General features: G+C 69.4%; 15 protein-coding genes. 4 read left to right on the forward strand and 11 right to left on the reverse strand.

The genetic code is table 11. The annotated features are described in order from the left end of the window. Nucleotides 1-73: 73 nt before the first annotated feature. Entirely contained in the window at nucleotides 74-1,111 is a 1,038-nt protein-coding gene (locus HLB44_RS06760; protein WP_173121791.1) for an ATP-binding protein, read from the forward strand. A 16-nt stretch (nucleotides 1,112-1,127) separates the two neighbouring features. Here the strand turns inward: HLB44_RS06760 and pyk are convergent, their stop codons facing one another. The 10 genes from pyk to def form a co-directional block, all read right to left on the reverse strand. After that, nucleotides 1,128-2,558, reverse strand: coding sequence for a pyruvate kinase (gene pyk, locus HLB44_RS06765; protein ID WP_173121792.1), 1,431 nt, complete (start codon nucleotides 2,556-2,558; stop codon nucleotides 1,128-1,130). Between the two features lie 62 nt (nucleotides 2,559-2,620). Continuing rightward, a complete protein-coding gene (locus tag HLB44_RS06770) occupies nucleotides 2,621-4,951 on the reverse strand; it encodes an NADP-dependent malic enzyme (RefSeq protein ID WP_173121793.1) in 2,331 nt (776 codons plus the stop codon). A 128-nt stretch (nucleotides 4,952-5,079) separates the two neighbouring features. Beyond that, a complete protein-coding gene (locus HLB44_RS06775; protein ID WP_173121794.1) occupies nucleotides 5,080-6,273 on the reverse strand; it encodes a phosphoglycerate kinase in 1,194 nt (397 codons plus the stop codon). Between the two features lie 51 nt (nucleotides 6,274-6,324). Then, entirely contained in the window at nucleotides 6,325-6,654 is a 330-nt protein-coding gene (locus tag HLB44_RS06780; RefSeq protein ID WP_173121795.1) for an AzlD domain-containing protein, read from the reverse strand. Next, the gene (locus HLB44_RS06785; protein WP_173121796.1) at nucleotides 6,651-7,373 is read right to left on the reverse strand and encodes an AzlC family ABC transporter permease; all 723 of its coding nucleotides are present in this window, start codon (nucleotides 7,371-7,373) and stop codon (nucleotides 6,651-6,653) included. Before HLB44_RS06785 ends, HLB44_RS06780 begins: the two co-directional genes overlap by 4 nt. A 143-nt stretch (nucleotides 7,374-7,516) precedes the next feature. Then, nucleotides 7,517-8,281 carry a head GIN domain-containing protein gene (locus tag HLB44_RS06790; protein WP_173121797.1) on the reverse strand — a complete coding sequence of 255 codons (765 nt, stop codon included), beginning with the start codon at nucleotides 8,279-8,281 and terminating at the stop codon, nucleotides 7,517-7,519. Between the two features lie 132 nt (nucleotides 8,282-8,413). Next, nucleotides 8,414-8,839: a hypothetical protein gene (locus HLB44_RS37065; RefSeq protein ID WP_246312106.1), complete on the reverse strand. Its 426-nt coding sequence runs from the start codon at nucleotides 8,837-8,839 to the stop codon at nucleotides 8,414-8,416. Between the two features lie 42 nt (nucleotides 8,840-8,881). Then, nucleotides 8,882-9,730 (reverse strand): zinc metalloprotease HtpX, encoded by an 849-nt coding sequence (htpX, locus tag HLB44_RS06800; RefSeq protein ID WP_173121798.1) that lies wholly within the window; start codon nucleotides 9,728-9,730, stop codon nucleotides 8,882-8,884. Nucleotides 9,731-9,786: 56 nt separating this feature from the next. Further along, the gene (fmt, locus tag HLB44_RS06805; RefSeq protein WP_173122244.1) at nucleotides 9,787-10,740 is read right to left on the reverse strand and encodes a methionyl-tRNA formyltransferase; all 954 of its coding nucleotides are present in this window, start codon (nucleotides 10,738-10,740) and stop codon (nucleotides 9,787-9,789) included. A gap of 11 nt (nucleotides 10,741-10,751) precedes the next feature. Beyond that, nucleotides 10,752-11,273, reverse strand: a complete 522-nt coding sequence (gene def / locus HLB44_RS06810; protein ID WP_173121799.1) for a peptide deformylase — start codon at nucleotides 11,271-11,273, stop codon at nucleotides 10,752-10,754. Nucleotides 11,274-11,576: 303 nt separating this feature from the next. On the opposite strand from def, the gene HLB44_RS06815 reads away from it, so the two are divergent. The 3 genes from HLB44_RS06815 (at nucleotide 11,577) to HLB44_RS06825 (ending at nucleotide 14,454) form a co-directional block, all read left to right on the forward strand. Continuing rightward, nucleotides 11,577-12,758, forward strand: coding sequence for a LysM peptidoglycan-binding domain-containing protein (locus HLB44_RS06815; protein ID WP_173121800.1), 1,182 nt, complete (start codon nucleotides 11,577-11,579; stop codon nucleotides 12,756-12,758). Nucleotides 12,759-12,780: 22 nt separating this feature from the next. Further along, nucleotides 12,781-13,890, forward strand: a complete 1,110-nt coding sequence (gene dprA, locus HLB44_RS06820) for a DNA-processing protein DprA (RefSeq protein ID WP_246312144.1) — start codon at nucleotides 12,781-12,783, stop codon at nucleotides 13,888-13,890. Nucleotides 13,891-14,001: 111 nt separating this feature from the next. Further along, nucleotides 14,002-14,454 (forward strand): Smg family protein, encoded by a 453-nt coding sequence (locus HLB44_RS06825; RefSeq protein ID WP_173121801.1) that lies wholly within the window; start codon nucleotides 14,002-14,004, stop codon nucleotides 14,452-14,454. A 23-nt stretch (nucleotides 14,455-14,477) separates the two neighbouring features. On the opposite strand, the gene HLB44_RS06830 is transcribed toward HLB44_RS06825, so the two are convergent. Beyond that, on the reverse strand, nucleotides 14,478-16,850 hold the full coding sequence (locus tag HLB44_RS06830) for a DUF1631 family protein (RefSeq protein ID WP_173121802.1): 2,373 nt from the start codon (nucleotides 16,848-16,850) through the stop codon (nucleotides 14,478-14,480). Between the last annotated feature and the right edge of the window lie 30 nt (nucleotides 16,851-16,880).

The following is a 16,880-nucleotide window of genomic DNA, read 5'->3' on the forward strand; positions in this document are numbered from 1 at the left end:
CTGAAGCCGGGCGGCCCGGCGCCGACACTGGAGGCCAGACTTTGGCGGCCATGGCCGCTGGAAGGACCCCTACATGGCCCGCATCGCCCTCAGCGACCTCACGCCCTGGATCACCGAAGCCGTGCTTGCGCATCCGCAGGACCTGCCGGCTTACCTGTGCCAGCGGCTTTCGATCAGCCGCACCAGCGCGCGCAACCAGCTGAACAAGCTGGTCGAGGCCCAATGGCTGGCGCGCGACGGTGTCTCGCGCAAGGCCCACTATCGGCCCGGCGCGCTGCGCCAGGTGGTGCGCCGCTACCCGCTGCAGGGGCTGCAGGAAGACCTGCCCTGGGTGCAGGACTTCGCCGGCCGCTTCGAGCTCAAGGCCAACGTCGCGCGCATCGCGCAGCACGTCTTCACGGAGCTCTTGAACAACGCCATCGACCACTCCGGTGGCTCGAGCGTCACGGTGTCGATGCGGCAGACGCCGACGCAGCTGCAGCTGCTGGTCTCGGACGACGGCCGCGGCGTCTTCAACACCGTCGCCGAGCGCTTCAACATCACCGACCCGACGGTCGCGATGCTCGAGCTCGCCAAGGGCAAGCTGACCAGCCAGCCCGATGCGCACACCGGCCGGGGCCTTTTCTTCAGCGCCAAGCTGGCCGACATCTTCGACCTGCATGCCAACGACGCGGCCTTCCAGCAGCGCGAGTGGCAGCGTGACCAGTGGTGGCAACGCAGCCGCCCGGCCTGCCGCGTCGGCACCTCCGTCTACGTCGCGATCTGCGTCGACACCGAGCGCACGCTGGACAACGTGCTGCACCGCTACAGCCTCGACGGCGCGGGCTACGGCTTCGAACGCACCGTCGTGCCGCTGAAGCTGATCACGCAGACGCAGGCCGGACTGGAGTCACGCGCGCAGGCGCGGCGCGTCGCCTCGCGGCTGACGCAGTTCCGCCGCGTCGAGCTCGACTTCGAAGGCCTGGCCGACGTCGGCCATGGTTTCACCGACGAGCTCTTCCGCGTTTTCGGCGCACAACATCCCGAGCTGCAGCTGGTGCCGGTGAACATGGCGCCGCGCGTCGCGGCCATGATCGGCAGCGTGCGCGAGGCCTTGCCCGTCGCGGCTTGAACCTGCTGCCGTCGAGTCAGTTGACTCGGCAGACCTTCAGCATGTTCGTGCCGCCGGGGTAGCCCATGGGCTCGCCGCAGGTGATCGCGTAGGTATCGCCCGGCTTCAACACGCCGCGCTGCACCAGCACGCGTTCCGCGTCGGCCAGGGCCTGGTCGCGATCGGTGTGGTTGGGCATCAGGATCGGGCGCACGTTGCGGTACAGCGCCATGCGCCGCTCGGATGTCGCCTGCGAGGTCATGCCGAAGATCGGCACGTGGATGTTGTGGCGGCTCATCCACAGCGCGGTCGAGCCCGATTCGGTCAGCGCAATGATGGCCTTGCAGCCGAGGTGGTGCGCGGTGAACAGCGCCCCCATCGCGATGGACTGGTCGATGCGGCCGAAGCGCTTGTTGATGAAGTCGGCATCGAGCTTCACCTCGTCGGCGCGTTCGGCTTCCAGCGCGATCAGCGCCATGTGCTCGACCGTTTCGACCGGGTACTTGCCTGCGGCCGTCTCGGCCGACAGCATCACGGCGTCGGTGCCGTCGAGCACCGCATTCGCCACGTCCGAGACCTCGGCACGCGTCGGCACCGGGTTGACGATCATGCTCTCCATCATCTGCGTCGCGGTGATGGCGATCTTGTCCATCTCGCGCGCCATGCGGATCATCTTCTTCTGCAGCGCCGGGACCGCGGCATTGCCGACTTCCACCGCCAGGTCGCCGCGCGCGACCATGATGCCGTCGCTGGCCTTCAGGATCGCCTCGAGCACGGGAATCGCCTCGCTGCGCTCGATCTTGGCGATCATCGCCGGCTTGTGCCGGTAGGGCTCGCCGGCGACGTTGGCGAGCTGGCGCGCCATCTCCATGTCGGTCGCGCTCTTCGGGAAGCTGACCGCGAGGAAGTCGCACTGGAACGACGCCGCGGTCTTGATGTCGTCCATGTCCTTGGCGGTCAGCGCCGGCGCGGTCAAACCGCCGCCCTGCTTGTTGATGCCCTTGTTGTTGGACAGCTCGCCGCCGATCTTGACCAGCGTGTGCACGCGGTCGCCGCGCACGCTGTCGACCGTCAGCACCAGCAGGCCGTCGTTGAGCAGCAGCAGGTCGCCGGGGCGCACGTCGCGCGGCAGCTCCTTGTAGTCGAGGCCGACGATGTCGACGTTGCCCGGCTCGGTGCGCGACGCGTCGAGGATGAAGGGCGCCCCCGGCACCAGCATCACCTTGCCTTCCTCGAACTTGCCGACGCGGATCTTCGGCCCCTGCAGATCGGCCATCAGCGCGACCGGCTTGCCGACGCGTTCAGCCGTCTCGCGCACCAGGCGCGCGCGGTCGATGTGGTCCTGCGCCTTGCCGTGGCTGAAGTTCAGCCGCACGACGTCGACACCCGCGCGCAGCAGCCGCTCGAGCACCTCGGGATCGCTGGAGGCCGGGCCGAGGGTCGCAACGATCTTGGTGGCGCGTGACATGGCTGCTGCTTGTAGTGAAGAGAGGAAGCGGAGGATTATGGGCGTCGGGTTCGGCCTTCGAGTTACCGCGCGGTTTCAGCGCGGGTGCGCAGTTCGGCGGCATCGGCGACGGCGAGCGCGGTCATGTTGACGACGCGGCGCATCGTCGCCGACGGCGTCAGGATGTGCGCCGGCGCCGCGGCACCGAGCAGGATCGGCCCGATCGTCACGCCATGCCCGCTGGTCACCTTCAGCACGTTGAAGAGGATGTTCGCGGCATCCAGGTTCGGCAGCACCAGCAGGTTGGCCGCGCCGCTGAGCGTGCTGTCGGCGAGGAACTTGCCGCGGATCGCCTCCGACAGCGCCGCATCCCCTTGCATCTCTCCGTCGCACTCGATGTGCGGCGCCTGCTGCACGAAGAGGTCGCGCGCCGCGCGCATGCGCCGCGCCGACGCGCGCTTGGACGAGCCGAACACCGAGTGCGACAGGAACGCCACCTTCGCCGGCATGCCGAAGCGCTGCACCTCGGCGGCGGCCATCAGCGCGATCTCGGCGAGTTCTTCGGCGGTCGGCTCCTCGTTGACGAAGGTGTCGGTGATGAAGAGGGTGTGCTGGTCGAGCAGCAGCGCGTTCATCGCCGCCAGCGTGCGCTGGCCGGGGCTGACGCCGATCACCGCACGCACGTGCTCGAGGTGCGCGTCGTAGCGGCCGACCAGGCCGCACAACATCGCGTCGGCTTCGCCGCGGCTCAGCATCAGCGACGAGATCAGCGTGTTCGAGCGCCGCACCGTCGACTTCGAGGCCTCGATCGAGATGCCGTCGCGGCCCATCAGCTTGTGGTACTGCTCCCAGTAGCTGCGAAAGCGCGGATCGTCCTCCGGATCGCAGACCTCGAAATCGACGCCGGCCTTCAGGCGCAGGCCGGCGCGCTCGATGCGCATCGCGATCACCGAAGGCCGGCCGACGAGGATCGGCTGCGCCAGGCCCTCGTCGCGCACCACTTGCACCGCACGCAACACGCGCTCGTCCTCGCCTTCGGCGTAGACCACGCGCGCGCCGTGCTGGGTCGTGGCCGCACGGGCGGCGGCGAACACCGGGCGCATCACCATGCCGGTCTGGTAGACGAAGCGGGTCAGCTGCTGGCGGTAGGCATCGAGGTCGGCGATCGGCCGCGTCGCCACGCCGCTCTCGGCCGCCGCCTTCGCCACCGCCGGCGCGATGCGCAGGATCAGTCGCGCATCGAAGGGTTTGGGGATCAGGTAGTCGGGACCGAACTTCAGTTCCTGACCCGCATAAGCAGCGGCCACTTCATCGCTGGTCTCGGCCTTGGCCAGCTCGGCGATCTCGCGCACGCAGGCCAGCTTCATCGCCTCGTTGATGCGCGTGGCGCCGCAATCGAGCGCGCCGCGGAAGATGTACGGGAAACAGAGGACGTTGTTGACCTGGTTCGGATAGTCCGAACGGCCCGTGGCGATGATGCAGTCGGGCCGCGCTTGCTTGGCCAGCTCGGGCCGGATCTCCGGCTCGGGATTGGCCAGTGCCAGGATGATCGGCTGCGGGCCCATCGTCTTGACCATCTCCGCGCTCAGCACGCCGGCGGCCGAGCAGCCGAGGAAGACGTCGGCGCCCTTGACCGCGTCGGCCAGCGTGCGCGCTTCGGTCTTCTGGCAGTAGCGCTGCTTCGACTCGTCGAGCTTGTCGCCGCGCCCTTCGCGGATCACGCCCTTCGAATCGACGGCGAAGACGTTCTCGATCTTCACGCCCAGGCCGACCATCAGGTCGAGGCAGGCGATCGCCGCGGCGCCGGCGCCGGAAGCCACCACCTTGACCTCGCCGATCGTCTTGCCGACCAGCTCCAGGCCGTTGAGCAACGCAGCGGCGGAGATGATCGCCGTGCCGTGCTGGTCATCGTGGAAGACGGGGATGTTCAGCCGCTCGCGCAGCTTGCGCTCGACCAGGAAACACTCGGGCGCTTTGATGTCCTCGAGGTTGATGCCGCCCAGCGTCGGCTCCAGCGCGGCGATGATCTCGACCAGCTTGTCCGGATCCTTCTCGGCAAGCTCGATGTCGAAGACGTCGATGCCGGCGAACTTCTTGAACAGGCAGCCCTTGCCTTCCATCACCGGCTTGCCGGCGAGCGGGCCGATGTCGCCGAGGCCCAGCACCGCGGTGCCGTTGGTGATCACGCCGACCAGGTTGGCGCGCGAGGTGAAGTCGGCCGCGAGCGACGGATCTTCCTCGATCGCCAGGCAGGCGTAGGCGACACCCGGCGAGTAGGCCAGCGACAGGTCGCGCTGGTTCGACAGCGGCTTGGTCGGCGTGACCGAGATCTTGCCCCGCGTCGGCGCCCGGTGGTATTCGAGCGCTGCTTCGCGCAGCGCCATCTCGGCGTCGGAAAGGGGGGTCTTTGGCATGGCGCGGTCTCCATCGCGTTCTCGAAGGACCCGAGGTTACGCCCGATGCGCGCGGCCGGCCATGTGGTGAACCGAAATCAGCTTCACCCGCGCGCGATGCAATCGGCGCGGGTGAGGGCGCCCGCAGATCAGCTCGCGGCGCGCTTTTCCAGGATCTCGAAGGCCGGCAATGTCTTGCCCTCGAGCACCTCGAGGAACGCGCCGCCGCCGGTCGAGATGTAGCCGATGTCGCCCTCGATGCCGTACTTGGCGATCGCTGCCAGCGTGTCGCCGCCGCCGGCGATGCTGAAGGCGTCGCTGTCGGCGATCGCGCGCGCCAGCGTTTCGGTGCCCTTGGCGAAGGCGTCGAACTCGAACACGCCGACCGGGCCGTTCCAGACGATGGTGCCGGCGGCCTTCAGCTTCTCGGCCAGCAGCGCCGCGGTCTGCGGACCGATGTCGAGGATCAGGTCGTCGGCGGCGACGTCTGCCGCGGCCTTGACGGTCGCCGGTGCGTCGGCGGCGAAGGTCTTCGCGGTGACGACGTCGATGGGAATCGGCACCTCGGCGCCGCGTGCCTTCATCGCCTCGATCACCGCCTTCGCCTGGTCCAGCAGATCGGGCTCGGCCAGGCTCTTGCCGATCGGCAGTCCGGCGGCGAGCAGGAAGGTGTTCGCGATGCCGCCACCGACCACCAGCCCGTCGACCTTCGACGCCAGGCTCTGCAGGATCGTCAGCTTGGTGCTGACCTTCGAGCCGGCGACGATCGCCACCAGTGGCCGCTTCGGATTCGCCAGCGCCTTGCCGATCGCATCGATCTCGGCGGCGAGCAGCGGGCCGGCGCAGGCGATCGGCGCGAACTGCGCGATGCCGTAGGTGCTGGCCTCGGCGCGGTGCGCGGTGCCGAAGGCGTCGTGCACGAAGACGTCGCACAGCGCGGCCATCTTCTTCGCCAGCTCCTCGTTGTTCTTCTTCTCGCCCTTGTTCAGGCGGCAGTTCTCGAGCAGCACGACCTCGCCCGGCTTCACGTCGACGCCATCGACCCAGTTCACGCGCAGCGGCACCGCGCGGCCGAGCAGCTCGGCCAGCCGCGCCGCGACCGGCGCCAGCGAATCCGCGGGCTTGAACTCACCCTCGGTCGGGCGCCCGAGGTGCGAGGTGACCATCACCGCCGCGCCGGCATCGAGCGCCGCGCGGATGCAGGGAACCGAGGCGCGGATGCGGGTGTCCTCGGTGATGCGGCCGTCGTCGTCCTGCGGCACGTTCAGGTCGGCGCGGATGAAGATCCGCTTGCCGGCGAGCTGGCCGCGGGAAATCAGGTCGTCGAGGCGAAGGATCTTCATGGTCGGTGGGTGCGTGAAGCAAGACGTCGGCGGAGGCCGAAGTTTCGCAGATCACCAACCCAGGCCGAGCTTGAAGAGCAGCATCACGGCGGTGCCGGAGAGGATCGTCCCGAGCATGTCGCGCCGCCAGCAGAACCAGGCGGTCGCCGCGGCGGCACCAAACAGCCGCGGGTCGTTCCAGGTGCTGATCAGCTGGCCCTGGCTCATCACCAGCTCGGGCGTCACGACCGCCACCAGTGCGCCGATCGGCGCATAACGCAGGCCTTCGCGCAGCCACTCGGGGATCGGCAGCTCACGGCTCGGCAGGATGAAGAAGCCGCGCGTCAGCATCGTGATGCCCGCCAGGCCGATGATCGTGAGGATCGCTTCCCAGGTGCTCATGCCATCAGCCTGTTGCGCAGCGGCTTGCTGTGGTCGATCGCCATGCCCATCGCCACCGCGGCGGCGATCGCCACCAGCATGTTCAGCTTCAGCGGCAGTGCGTAGGCAGCGACCGCCGCCGTGCCGGCCAGCACCGCCGGCAGCCAGGTCGCGCGGTCGCTCAACAGCGAGTAGGTCATGCCGAGCAACGCCATCGTGCCGGCGAAGCCCAGGCCCCACTCGGTCGGCACGTGGTTGCCGAGCAGGATGCCGGCGAGCGACGCCACGTGCCAGGAACCGGCGTTGACGGTCGCGCCGCCCCAGAAGTAGGGCAGTTGCTCCGGCGCGGGCTTGCCGCCGGGGAAGCGGCGCATGAACAGCACGTAGTTCAGGTCCGCGGTGAAGTAGGCGAGTCGGGCGCGCTGGCCGAGCGGCAGGTGCTTGAAGTACGGCCGCCACTGCGCGCTGAAGATCACGAAGCGCAGGTTCAGGCACAGCGCGGTGGCCCACACGACCCAGATCGGCGCGCCGGCGGCGATCAGCGGCACCGAGGCCAGCTGCGCGGTGCCGGCGAACACCGTCAGCGACATCAACAACGCGATCCAGACGCCGATGCCGCTCTTGACCATCGCGACCCCGGTCACCAGGCCCCAGGCGGCGATGCCCAGCGCGATGCCGACCATTTCCTTGGCGCCGCGGCGGTATTCGGGGTGCCGCCAGGGCGGGGATGCTTCGGACATTCAGGGATTGTCCTATGGACACGGAGCACCCCGGGCGTGCAGGGACGCCCGCGGCGCGTGCAGCGCCGCAGACTTCAGTGTCCGCGCGTGCAGCGCCGCAGACATTCAAATGTCTGCGCATGCAGCGCCGCAGACTTCAGCCGTCAGCGCTTGCGCACGCTGCCGCTGCCGGCGACGGTGCTCTTGACTTGCGCTTCGCCGCGGTACACCACATCGCCCGTGCCGGCGATCGACACGGCGAGCGTCTTGTCGGCGTGCACCTTGGCATCGCCCGAGCCGGCGATGCTGATCGACACGTCGTCGGCCTTCAGCCCTTCGGTCTGCACGTCGCCGCTGCCCGAGACCTTGATCTGCAGCTTGCCGACCTGGCCGCCGCCGGCCTTCACGTTGCCGGAGCCGGCGATCTTGACCGTGAGCTCCTCGGCAGCCAGCGACTCGAGGTTCACGTCACCCGAGCCCGACACCGCGAGCACCAGCTGCGGCGTCTTCAGCGCGCCGATCGAGACATCGCTCGATCCGGCACTGGCGATCGATTGCAGCTTGACCGCGGTGACGTCGACGGTCGGCGACTGGTGCAGGCGCAGCTGGCTGCCGCGCTTCCAGCGCACCATCAGCGTCTTGCCTTCGACGACGGTCTCGAGGTAGGGCAGCAGGTTCGCATGCGCCTTCGCCTCGACGGCCTGCTGCGCGCCCTGGCGCACGTGCAGGTCGATGCCGCCGGAGACCGAGATCGCGTCGAACTCGGCGCTGACGCTGCGGGCCTCGGAGACGACGGCCCCGCTGGCCTTGACCGACTCGGCGCGCACGCCGGTCGGCATCGCGGACAGCGCGGCGCCCGCCAGCGCAGCGGCCAAGGCGATGCCGAACGCGCGGTCGAGCCAGGAAAAGATGCGGTCAGCCCGTTGCATGAGTTTCTCCGTTGCCGTGATCTGGACGCGATGATGCCGCGCCATTCCGGGCGGGCAAGCAAAGCGCGACCAGCGGTCGCAGAGGGGGGCTGAACTGTCGAGGCCGCGGGACGGACCGGCGGCGAACGCCGATCAGGGCGGCGCGCGGCGCTTGCGCGGCTCGGTGGCGGCACTCTTGTCGGCGGGCTTTTCCTCCGCCTTCTCACCGCCCGGCTTGGCCGCGGGCTTCTCTTCGGCCTCGGTGCCGGGCTCGATGCGGGTCGCAGCGACCTGGGTCTCGGCCTGGATCTGCGGCACCACCGCCTGAAGCTTGTTCTCGACCATGTACTCGTTCATCTCGCGCCAGCCGGCGTAGATCGCCGCGCGGTCGGCGCGGCGGTTGAGCACGTAGCAGTCTTCGATCGCCCGGCCGGCATGGCGGCAGGCACCGCCGATCGCCTTGCCGTCGGCCTCGCGGCGCGCGGCAATCGCGCTGGCCGACTCGATGCCGAGCTGGTCGCAGCCGGCGGCGAGCAGGCTGGCGAGCAACAGGACCGGGGTGAACAGTGCGGGGCGCATGGCGGGTTTATCGGCGCCCGCGGCCGCCGGCTTGAGCCGGATTCAGCGCGCCACGGCCATCTGCAGGAGACGTTCTACACGTTCTTCGGTCGACGGGTGGGTCGAGAACAGGCCGCGCAGGCCGCCCGCGGACAGCGGATTCATGATCATCATCTGCGCCGTCTCCGGATGGCGCTCGGCCGTCGGCAGCGGGATGCCCTGCGCGTAACGCTGGATCTTCTGCAGTGCCGAGGCCAGCGACTGCGGATCGCCGGCAATCTCGGCGCCCTCACGGTCGGCCTCGAACTCGCGCGCGCGGCTGATCGCCATCTGGATCAGGGCGGCGGCGATCGGCGCCAGGATCGCGACCAGCAGGCCGACCAGCGGGTTCGCGGGCCGGCCGTCGTCACTGCGGCCGCCGAAGAACATCGCGAAGTTCGCCAGCATGCCGATCGCGCCGGCCATCGTCGCGCTGATCGTCGAGATCAGGATGTCGCGGTGCTTGACGTGCGCCAGCTCGTGCGCCATCACGCCACGCAGCTCGCGCGGCGTCAGCGCGCGGATGATGCCGCTGGTCGCGGCGACCGCGGCATGCGACGGATTGCGCCCGGTCGCGAAGGCGTTCGGCGCCTGCTCGTCGATGATGTAGACGCGCGGCATCGGCAGGCCGGCGCGCTGCGCCAGCTCACGCACCATGGCGACGAATTGCGGCGCGCTGCTGTCGTCGACCTCGCGTGCGTTGTACATGCGCAGCACGATCTTGTCGCTGAACCAGTAGCTGAAGAAGTTCATCGCCAGCGCGACGACCAGCGCCAGCATCATGCCGGCGCGCCCGCCGATCCACTGGCCGATCAGCATGAACAGCGCGGTGATGGCGGCCATCAGCACGGCCGTCTTCAACATGTTGAACATCGAAGTCCTTCTCGACAACGCACAGGCCCGGTAGATCGGGCCGGCGGGACGGAAGTTCAAGCGGCGCTGGATCCGAGCCGGCGGCCAACGAGCGCCGGATGGGCCTGCAGCCAGGCCGCCGCATCGCTGCGCCGACCGCCGGGCTGCTGCAGTTGCTCCAGCGCCAGCGTGCCATCGCCGCAGGCGACCAGCAGCCGGCCGTCGCGTGCGCTCAGCACCTCGCCCGGTTGGCCGCCCGATGGCGGCTCGACCCGCGCGCGCCAGACCTTGTGCTGCACGCCATCGAGCTCGAAGCTGCAACCGGGGAAGGGATCGAAGGCGCGGATGCGGCGCTCGATCTCGGCTGCCGGACGGGTCCAGTCGATCGGCGCTTCGGACTTCTCGATCTTGGGCGCATAGGTCACGCCCTCGGCCGGCTGCGGACGGCGCGGCAGGTCCGGCGCGGCAAGTGCCTGCACGATCAGGCGCGCGCCGAGCGCGGCGAGCTCGTCGTGCAGACTCGCGCTGGTGGCCTCGTCGCCGATCGGCAGCGCTGCTTCGAGCAGCATGTCACCGGTGTCGAGGCCGGCGTCCATCTGCATGATCGTGATGCCGGTCTGGGCGTCACCGGCTTCGATCGCGCGCTGGATCGGCGCTGCGCCGCGCCAGCGTGGCAGCAAGGAGCCGTGGATGTTCAGGCAGCCGCGCGGCGGCAGCTCGAGCACCCAGGCCGGAAGGATCAGGCCGTAGGCGGCCACCACCAGCAGTTGCGGCGCGGCCTGCTGCAGCGCCTGCTGCGCGGCGTGCGCGTCGTCCGGGTATTTACCATCCAGGCGCAGGCTGCGCGGCTGCAGCACCGACAAGCCGTTTTCCAGCGCCAGTGTCTTGACCGGCGAAGCCTGCAGCTTCATGCCGCGGCCGGCGGGCCGATCCGGCTGGGTCAGCACCAGCGCAAGCTCATGGCCGGCGGCGATCAACGCGCGCAGCGCGACCGCTGCGAAGACGGGGGTGCCGGCAAAGCCGATGCGCATCGGTGCCGCGCTCAAGCGCGCACCCGGCCTTGCTCCTCGCGCGTCTTCTTCAGCATCTTGGTCTTGATGCGCTCGCGCTTGAGCGGGCTCAGGTATTCGACGAAGACCTTGCCGAGCAGGTGATCCATCTCGTGCTGCACGCAGACAGCGGTCAGGCCTTCGGCTTCGAACTCGTAGGGCTGGCCATCGCGGCCGAGCGCGCGCACCGTCACGCGTGCATGGCGTTCGACGCGGTCGTAGATCGTCGGCACCGACAGGCAGCCCTCTTCGGCAACGTGCATCTCGGCGCTGCGGGCGATGATCTCGGGGTTGATCAGCACGCGCGGCTCTTCGCGCGACTCGGAGGTGTCCATCACGATCAGGCGCTCGTGCACGTCGACCTGCGTCGCCGCCAGCCCCACGCCGTCGGCGTCGTACATCGTCTGCAGCATGTCGTCGGCGAGGCGGCGGATGCGCTCGTCGACGGCGGCAACCGGCTTGGCGACGGTGTGCAGGCGTGGATCCGGGAAGCGAAGAATCGGTAGCAGGGCCATGGCATCAGGGTTGCCGCTAGGGCGAAAGTTCACACGCGGCAACAGGTGTGGATCGATTACAACAAATGAAGGTTCGCCGGCGTGTTAGGCATTGACGATGCAATCCGTAATTCGTTGCGGCATCAAGGGTTTATCGGCAGAATCTGTGACGTAGCATGAACATTGCCAGCCGTTCCGATTGCCCACTTGATTGTCGTCAGGTCGGCGCCTGGGCTGAGCGTTATGTCGACGACCCGGCCGCTCGGCCGCGCCGCCGGCTCGAGGGGCACGATTGTGGCATCACGCTGGCTGGAGACTGATCAGATGCGTTCACGGTGGTTCCGCCTGGCTGCCGCGCGCACGCGCGCACCGATGCTCGCGGCCGCTGCGCTGCTGGCCGTCTGCGGCAGCGCCCAGGCCGTCGATCTGACGATCACGCCGGGCCAGCGTTCGACCGCCCAGCAGGTCGCGCAGACCGGCGTCCCGCTGTCCGAGCTGGCACCCAATGCGCCCGACTCGCACACCGTGCAGCGCGGCGACACGCTGTGGGACATCTCGAAGCTGTTCCTGAAGAGCCCCTGGCGCTGGCCCGAGCTGTGGGGCATGAACCTGGAGCAGATCCGCAACCCGCATCTGATCTACCCGGGGCAGGTGTTGGTGCTGGTGAAGGTCGACGGGCGCGCCACGCTGCGTCTGGCGCAGCCTGATCCTGCCGGCACGCCGCCGACGAACACCGTCAAGCTGTCGCCGCGCATCCGCAGCGAGCTGCTCGACAACGGCGCGATCGCATCGATCCCGCTGCACCTGATCGTGCCGTTCCTCAACGAGGCGATCGTGATGGATGCGGACGAGCTGGCCGACGCGCCGCGCATCGTCGCGGCGCAGGAAGGGCGCGTGATGCTGTCGCGCGGTGAAACGGCCTATGTGCGTGGCGACCTGAAGGGCGCGCGCGACTTCCGCCTGTTCCGCGAGAGCCGGCCGCTGAAGGATCCCGGCACCGAGGAACTGCTCGGCTACGAGGCAGCGTTCGTCGGCACCGCGGAGTACACGCGTCCGGGCGAACTGCGTCCCGCTGAAGGCGGCAAGGTGGTCGAGGTGCCGGCGAGCTTCCGCATCACCGGCGTGCGCCAGGAGGCCGGCATCGGCGACCGCCTGGCACCGGTTCCGCAGCGTGACTACAGCGCCTACGCACCGCACGCACCGACCGCGCCGATGGCCGGCCAGATCGTCTCGATCTACGGTGAAGCGCTGACCGCGGGCCAGAACCAGATCGTCGCGCTGAACCGCGGCACGCGCGACGGCCTGGAGCGCGGGCACGTGCTGGCGCTGTGGCGCAACGGCCCGCTCACTGCCGATCGGACCGATGGCCGCAAGGTCGCGATCAAACTGCCGGACGAGCGCATCGGCCTGCTGTTCGTGTTCCGCGTGTTCGACCGCGTGTCCTACGCACTGATCCTGACGGCGATCGATCCGGTCAGCCGCGGCGATCGCTTCACGCAGCCCTGATCCGCTGATCCGCTTGTTGCGGCTGTCGGACGACGAGCTCGACGCGTGGCTGCGGCTGGTGCATCGCACCGGCCTCGGCCGGACCGCGATGCGGCGCCTGCTGGCGGCGTTGGGTTCGCCGCAAGCTGTCGCGGCGGCCACACCGGCGGCGCTCGCCGACGTGATCGGCCCGGCCCGTGCGCAGGCGCTGAACGAGCCGCCCGACGATCACGCCAAACGTCTGGCCGCAACGCGCGCCTGGCTGGATGCGGCGCCGGATCGTCGCCGCGTGCTCACGCTGGCTGATGCGGACTACCCGCCCTTGCTGCTGCAGGCCGCCGACCCGCCGTTGCTGCTGTACCTCGAGGGCCGCCACGCGCTGCTGGCGACGTCGAGCGTGGCGATCGTCGGCAGCCGCAAGCCGACGCCGCAGGGCCTGGACAACGCGCGCCGGCTGGCGCGGCAGCTCGGCGAGCATGGCTGGACGGTGGTCTCCGGCCTGGCCAAGGGCATCGACGGCGCAGCGCACCTCGGGGCGCTCGATGCCGGCGCGGGCACGGTGGCCGTCGTCGGCACCGGCCTCGAGCAGGTCTACCCGCTGGCCCATCGTGCGCTCGCCGCCCGCATCGCGGAAGACGGCCTGCTGGTCAGCGAGTTCCCGATCGGCATGCCGCTGCAGCCGGACAACTTCCCGCAACGCAATCGCATCATTGCCGGCCTGACGCGGGGCACGCTGGTGGTCGAAGCGGCGCTGAAGTCGGGTTCGCTGATCACCGCCCGGCTGGCGGCCGAAGCCGGGCGCGAGGTGTTTGCGATTCCCGGCTCGATCCAGTCGCCGCAGGCCCGCGGCTGCCATGCCTTGCTGCGCGATGGCGCCAAGCTCGTCGAATCGGTCGACGACGTGCTGGAGGAGCTCGGCAACGAAGCGCGCCCGGCGGCACACGATCCGGCGCCAGCGCAGCCGGCGGCCGACGACACGCCCGACGACCAGGTGCTGGGCGCCCTCGGCCACGATCCTGCGACGCTCGACGCGCTGATCGCCCGCTGCGGCTGGCCGGCGCCGGCGCTCAATGCGCGGCTGATGGAGCTCGAGCTCGAAGGCCGGGTGATGCGCCTGCCGGGCGGGCTGTTTCAGCGCCGCGGCGCCGCCTGAAGAGGTCCACGGCGGGGCTCCCGGACAAAGCGCCGCAAGCTCGAAAACAGCCCGTTTCCGACCGTGTGCTTTCGACGCCCCTGACGGAGGCCGTGGGGTATAGTGGATTTCATGTTTGAGGTGCTGGTCTATCTGTACGAGAACTACTGGCGGCCCGACGCCTGCCCGGACCACGACCAGTTGACTCGCAAACTCTCGGCCGTCGGTTTCGAGACCGACGAGATCCAGGAGGCGTTGAGCTGGCTCGACGGCCTCGCCGAAACCGCCCAGGCGCATGCCGCCGAGCAGCAGCCGACCAGCATGCGTGTTTATTCCGCGGCCGAGATCGAGCGTCTCGGCGAAGAATCGATCGGCTTCATCAGCTTCCTCGAGTCCGCCGGCGTGCTGCCGCCGCCGATGCGCGAAATGGTGATCGATCGCGCCAGTGCCGTCGGCGAGAGCCCGCTCGCACTGGAAGACCTGAAGGTCATCGTGCTGATGGTCTTCTGGAGCCTGGGCGAAGAGCCCGATGCGCTGATCCTCGACGAACTGTTCGTCGCACCCGAAGAGCGCCTCATTCACTGAACCCCCCTCCGGGGGCGGTTTCATCAGTGCGTCAACCGGCTCGGATCGGCGTCGATCTTGGCCAGTGCGCTGCGCGTGGCCTTGACGGTCAGCGCCTCGTCCTGCGCCGGCAGCAGCAGGCCGGCTTGCAGGAAAGCGGCCAGCCGCTGCTGCTGGAACAGCACGCAGCGGCCACTGGCAGCGACGAACAGCGACAGCTGCCGCCGCAGGCCATGCCACACCAGCTGGACCGGCTCGTTGTGGTCGCGGTAGTCCAGCATGTACCAGCTGCCGACCAGCAGCTCGCGCGCCCACGACAGCATCGCCGGTGACGGCATCGAGCCACCTTCGGCGACGACTTCGAGCTCCGAGCTCTCGTGCCCCGACAGGTCGAGCACCATCGACTCGTCGATCTCCATGTCAGCGGCATCGGGCAGCAGCTCTTCGAGGGTCTCGAGCCGCTCCATCAGCTCGCCGAGCCGGTCGCTCGGGATCACCGCGGCCTTGGCGGTGAAGGCCGCCGCCAGCGAGTTGTTCAGCGACTGGATGTGCTCTTCCTGGCGCTCGCTGCTCATGTTGGCGGCGGCCATGCCGTCGCGCACTTTTTTCAGCAGCAGCGGCAGGCGGCGGATCACCTCCGCACGCTCCTCGCGGGTGACCTTGGCGCTGGCCGACCAGATCAGGTCGGCGGCCGCCCGCTTCATCGCCTTGGTCTCGTCGGTCTGCGCGCCATAGCGTACCGCCGTGGTCGCCAGCACGTCGGCCCAGACCTGGAACAGGAACTGGCGGATGCCTTCCTGCACCGGGATCTCGTTGAGCATGCGGCGCAATTCGATCGTGTACTGGATCGCCAGCGTCTCGCGCTGCTCGACCTGCTGCGCCAGCGAGACACCCTTGCGCGTCGCCTCGTTCTCGTTGCGGAAGTAATGCTCGAGGAACTTCTCGAACTCGACCAGCACGGTCTGGAAGACGCGCCGGCCGGTGTCCGGATAGGCCTCGACGACCTGCACGACGCGCTTGATCTCCTTCTCCAGCGTGTCGCCGACGGCCTGCGCCGAGCTGTCGAAGCCCATCACGCAGGAGCCCATGCGGTCGATCAGGCGGCGCGCCGGGTGGTCGATCGTCGCGAAGAAATCCGGCTCGCTGACGGCGACGCGCAGCACCGGCATCTGCAGGCGGGCGAACCAGACGCGCACCGTCGCCGGGATGCGGTCCTCGGTCAGGATGGCCTGGAACATCATCGCGACGATCTCGATCGTCGCGCGCTCGGCCGGCGTGCTGGCGGCATGCTTGAGCAGCTGCTTGCGCTGCTGCAGGTCGTCGAGCAGCATCGGCGTGGTCATCGCCGGTGCGGCAGCCTGGTCGGCGCCGGCGATCAGGCGCTGCTTCAGGCTGTCCTGTGCCAGCTCGATCGCGCGCGACAGCCGAGGCGTCACGGCGACCGGGCCGCGTGTCGTGTCGGCGAAGCCGGGCAAGTGGCGGCCGACCAGCCGGTTCAGGCGACCGAGCACCGCTTCGGCATGATCGCTGCCGTGGGCCAACGGCCCGGTGCGCGTCATCATCCGCGTTTCATCGCCGACCCCCCCGCGACCCGAATCGGGGGCTTGCGCGGCGCCTCGCCCATGCCCGCTGCCGATCTCGCTGCCCGGATCCGACAGCCGCGCGGCGACACCGGCCGGCCGGCCCGTCGAGGGCATCACCGCCGGTCGCGAGGGCCCGAGCGCCAGCGCGCTGCTGCCGACGCCGATGTCGCGTGCACGGCGGATGAACGGGCGCAGGTCGATGTCCGGCAGCACGTGGTGCTCGACCAGCCAGCGGTTGGTCTCGTGGTACGCCTCTTCGGTCAGCAGCGCGAATTCCTCGTGCAGCCAGAGCTGCGCTTCGCGCCAATCCTCGGGCGTCATTCCGGCGCCGCGCCAGGCGTCGAGCGCGACGCGCGCCAGCACGTGGGCGCGCAGCATGTCGTGGGTCTCGAGCTCCTGCCGCTGCTCGAGCATCGCAACGCGCGAACGCAGATCGGTGAACTCCCACGAGGCCTTGTCCATGATCGCCAGCGCCAGCCGCGAGGTCAGGATCTCGCGCTCGATGGTGTCGTCGTCGACCAGTGCCATGCCCTTCACGCTGGCCGCGCTGCCGGGGCGGGGCAGATCGCCCGGCTGCGAGGCCGAGGCACCGTACTGCAGCACGTGGCGCAGGCCCTCGTTCATGCCGCCGAGCCAGGCGCGGGCCGACTTCTGCAGGCCCTGCATCAGATCACGCCGGCGCTGGGCGGTCTGGTAGTCGGCGGGCTTGTCGAGCGCATGCCGCGAGCTGTCGAGCAGGTGCTTGACCAGCCCCGGCATGCCCTTGACCAGCTCCTCGGTGTACAGCCGACGGGCCTGGCTGGCGAGTTGGCTGGCGGTGGCGCTGGTCGCCATGGGTGAGGGAGATCGGCAGTCGGTCGCGTG

It is taken from the genome of Pseudaquabacterium terrae, from assembly GCF_013266755.1.
Classification (GTDB): Bacteria; Pseudomonadota; Gammaproteobacteria; order Burkholderiales; family Burkholderiaceae_C; genus Pseudaquabacterium; species Pseudaquabacterium terrae.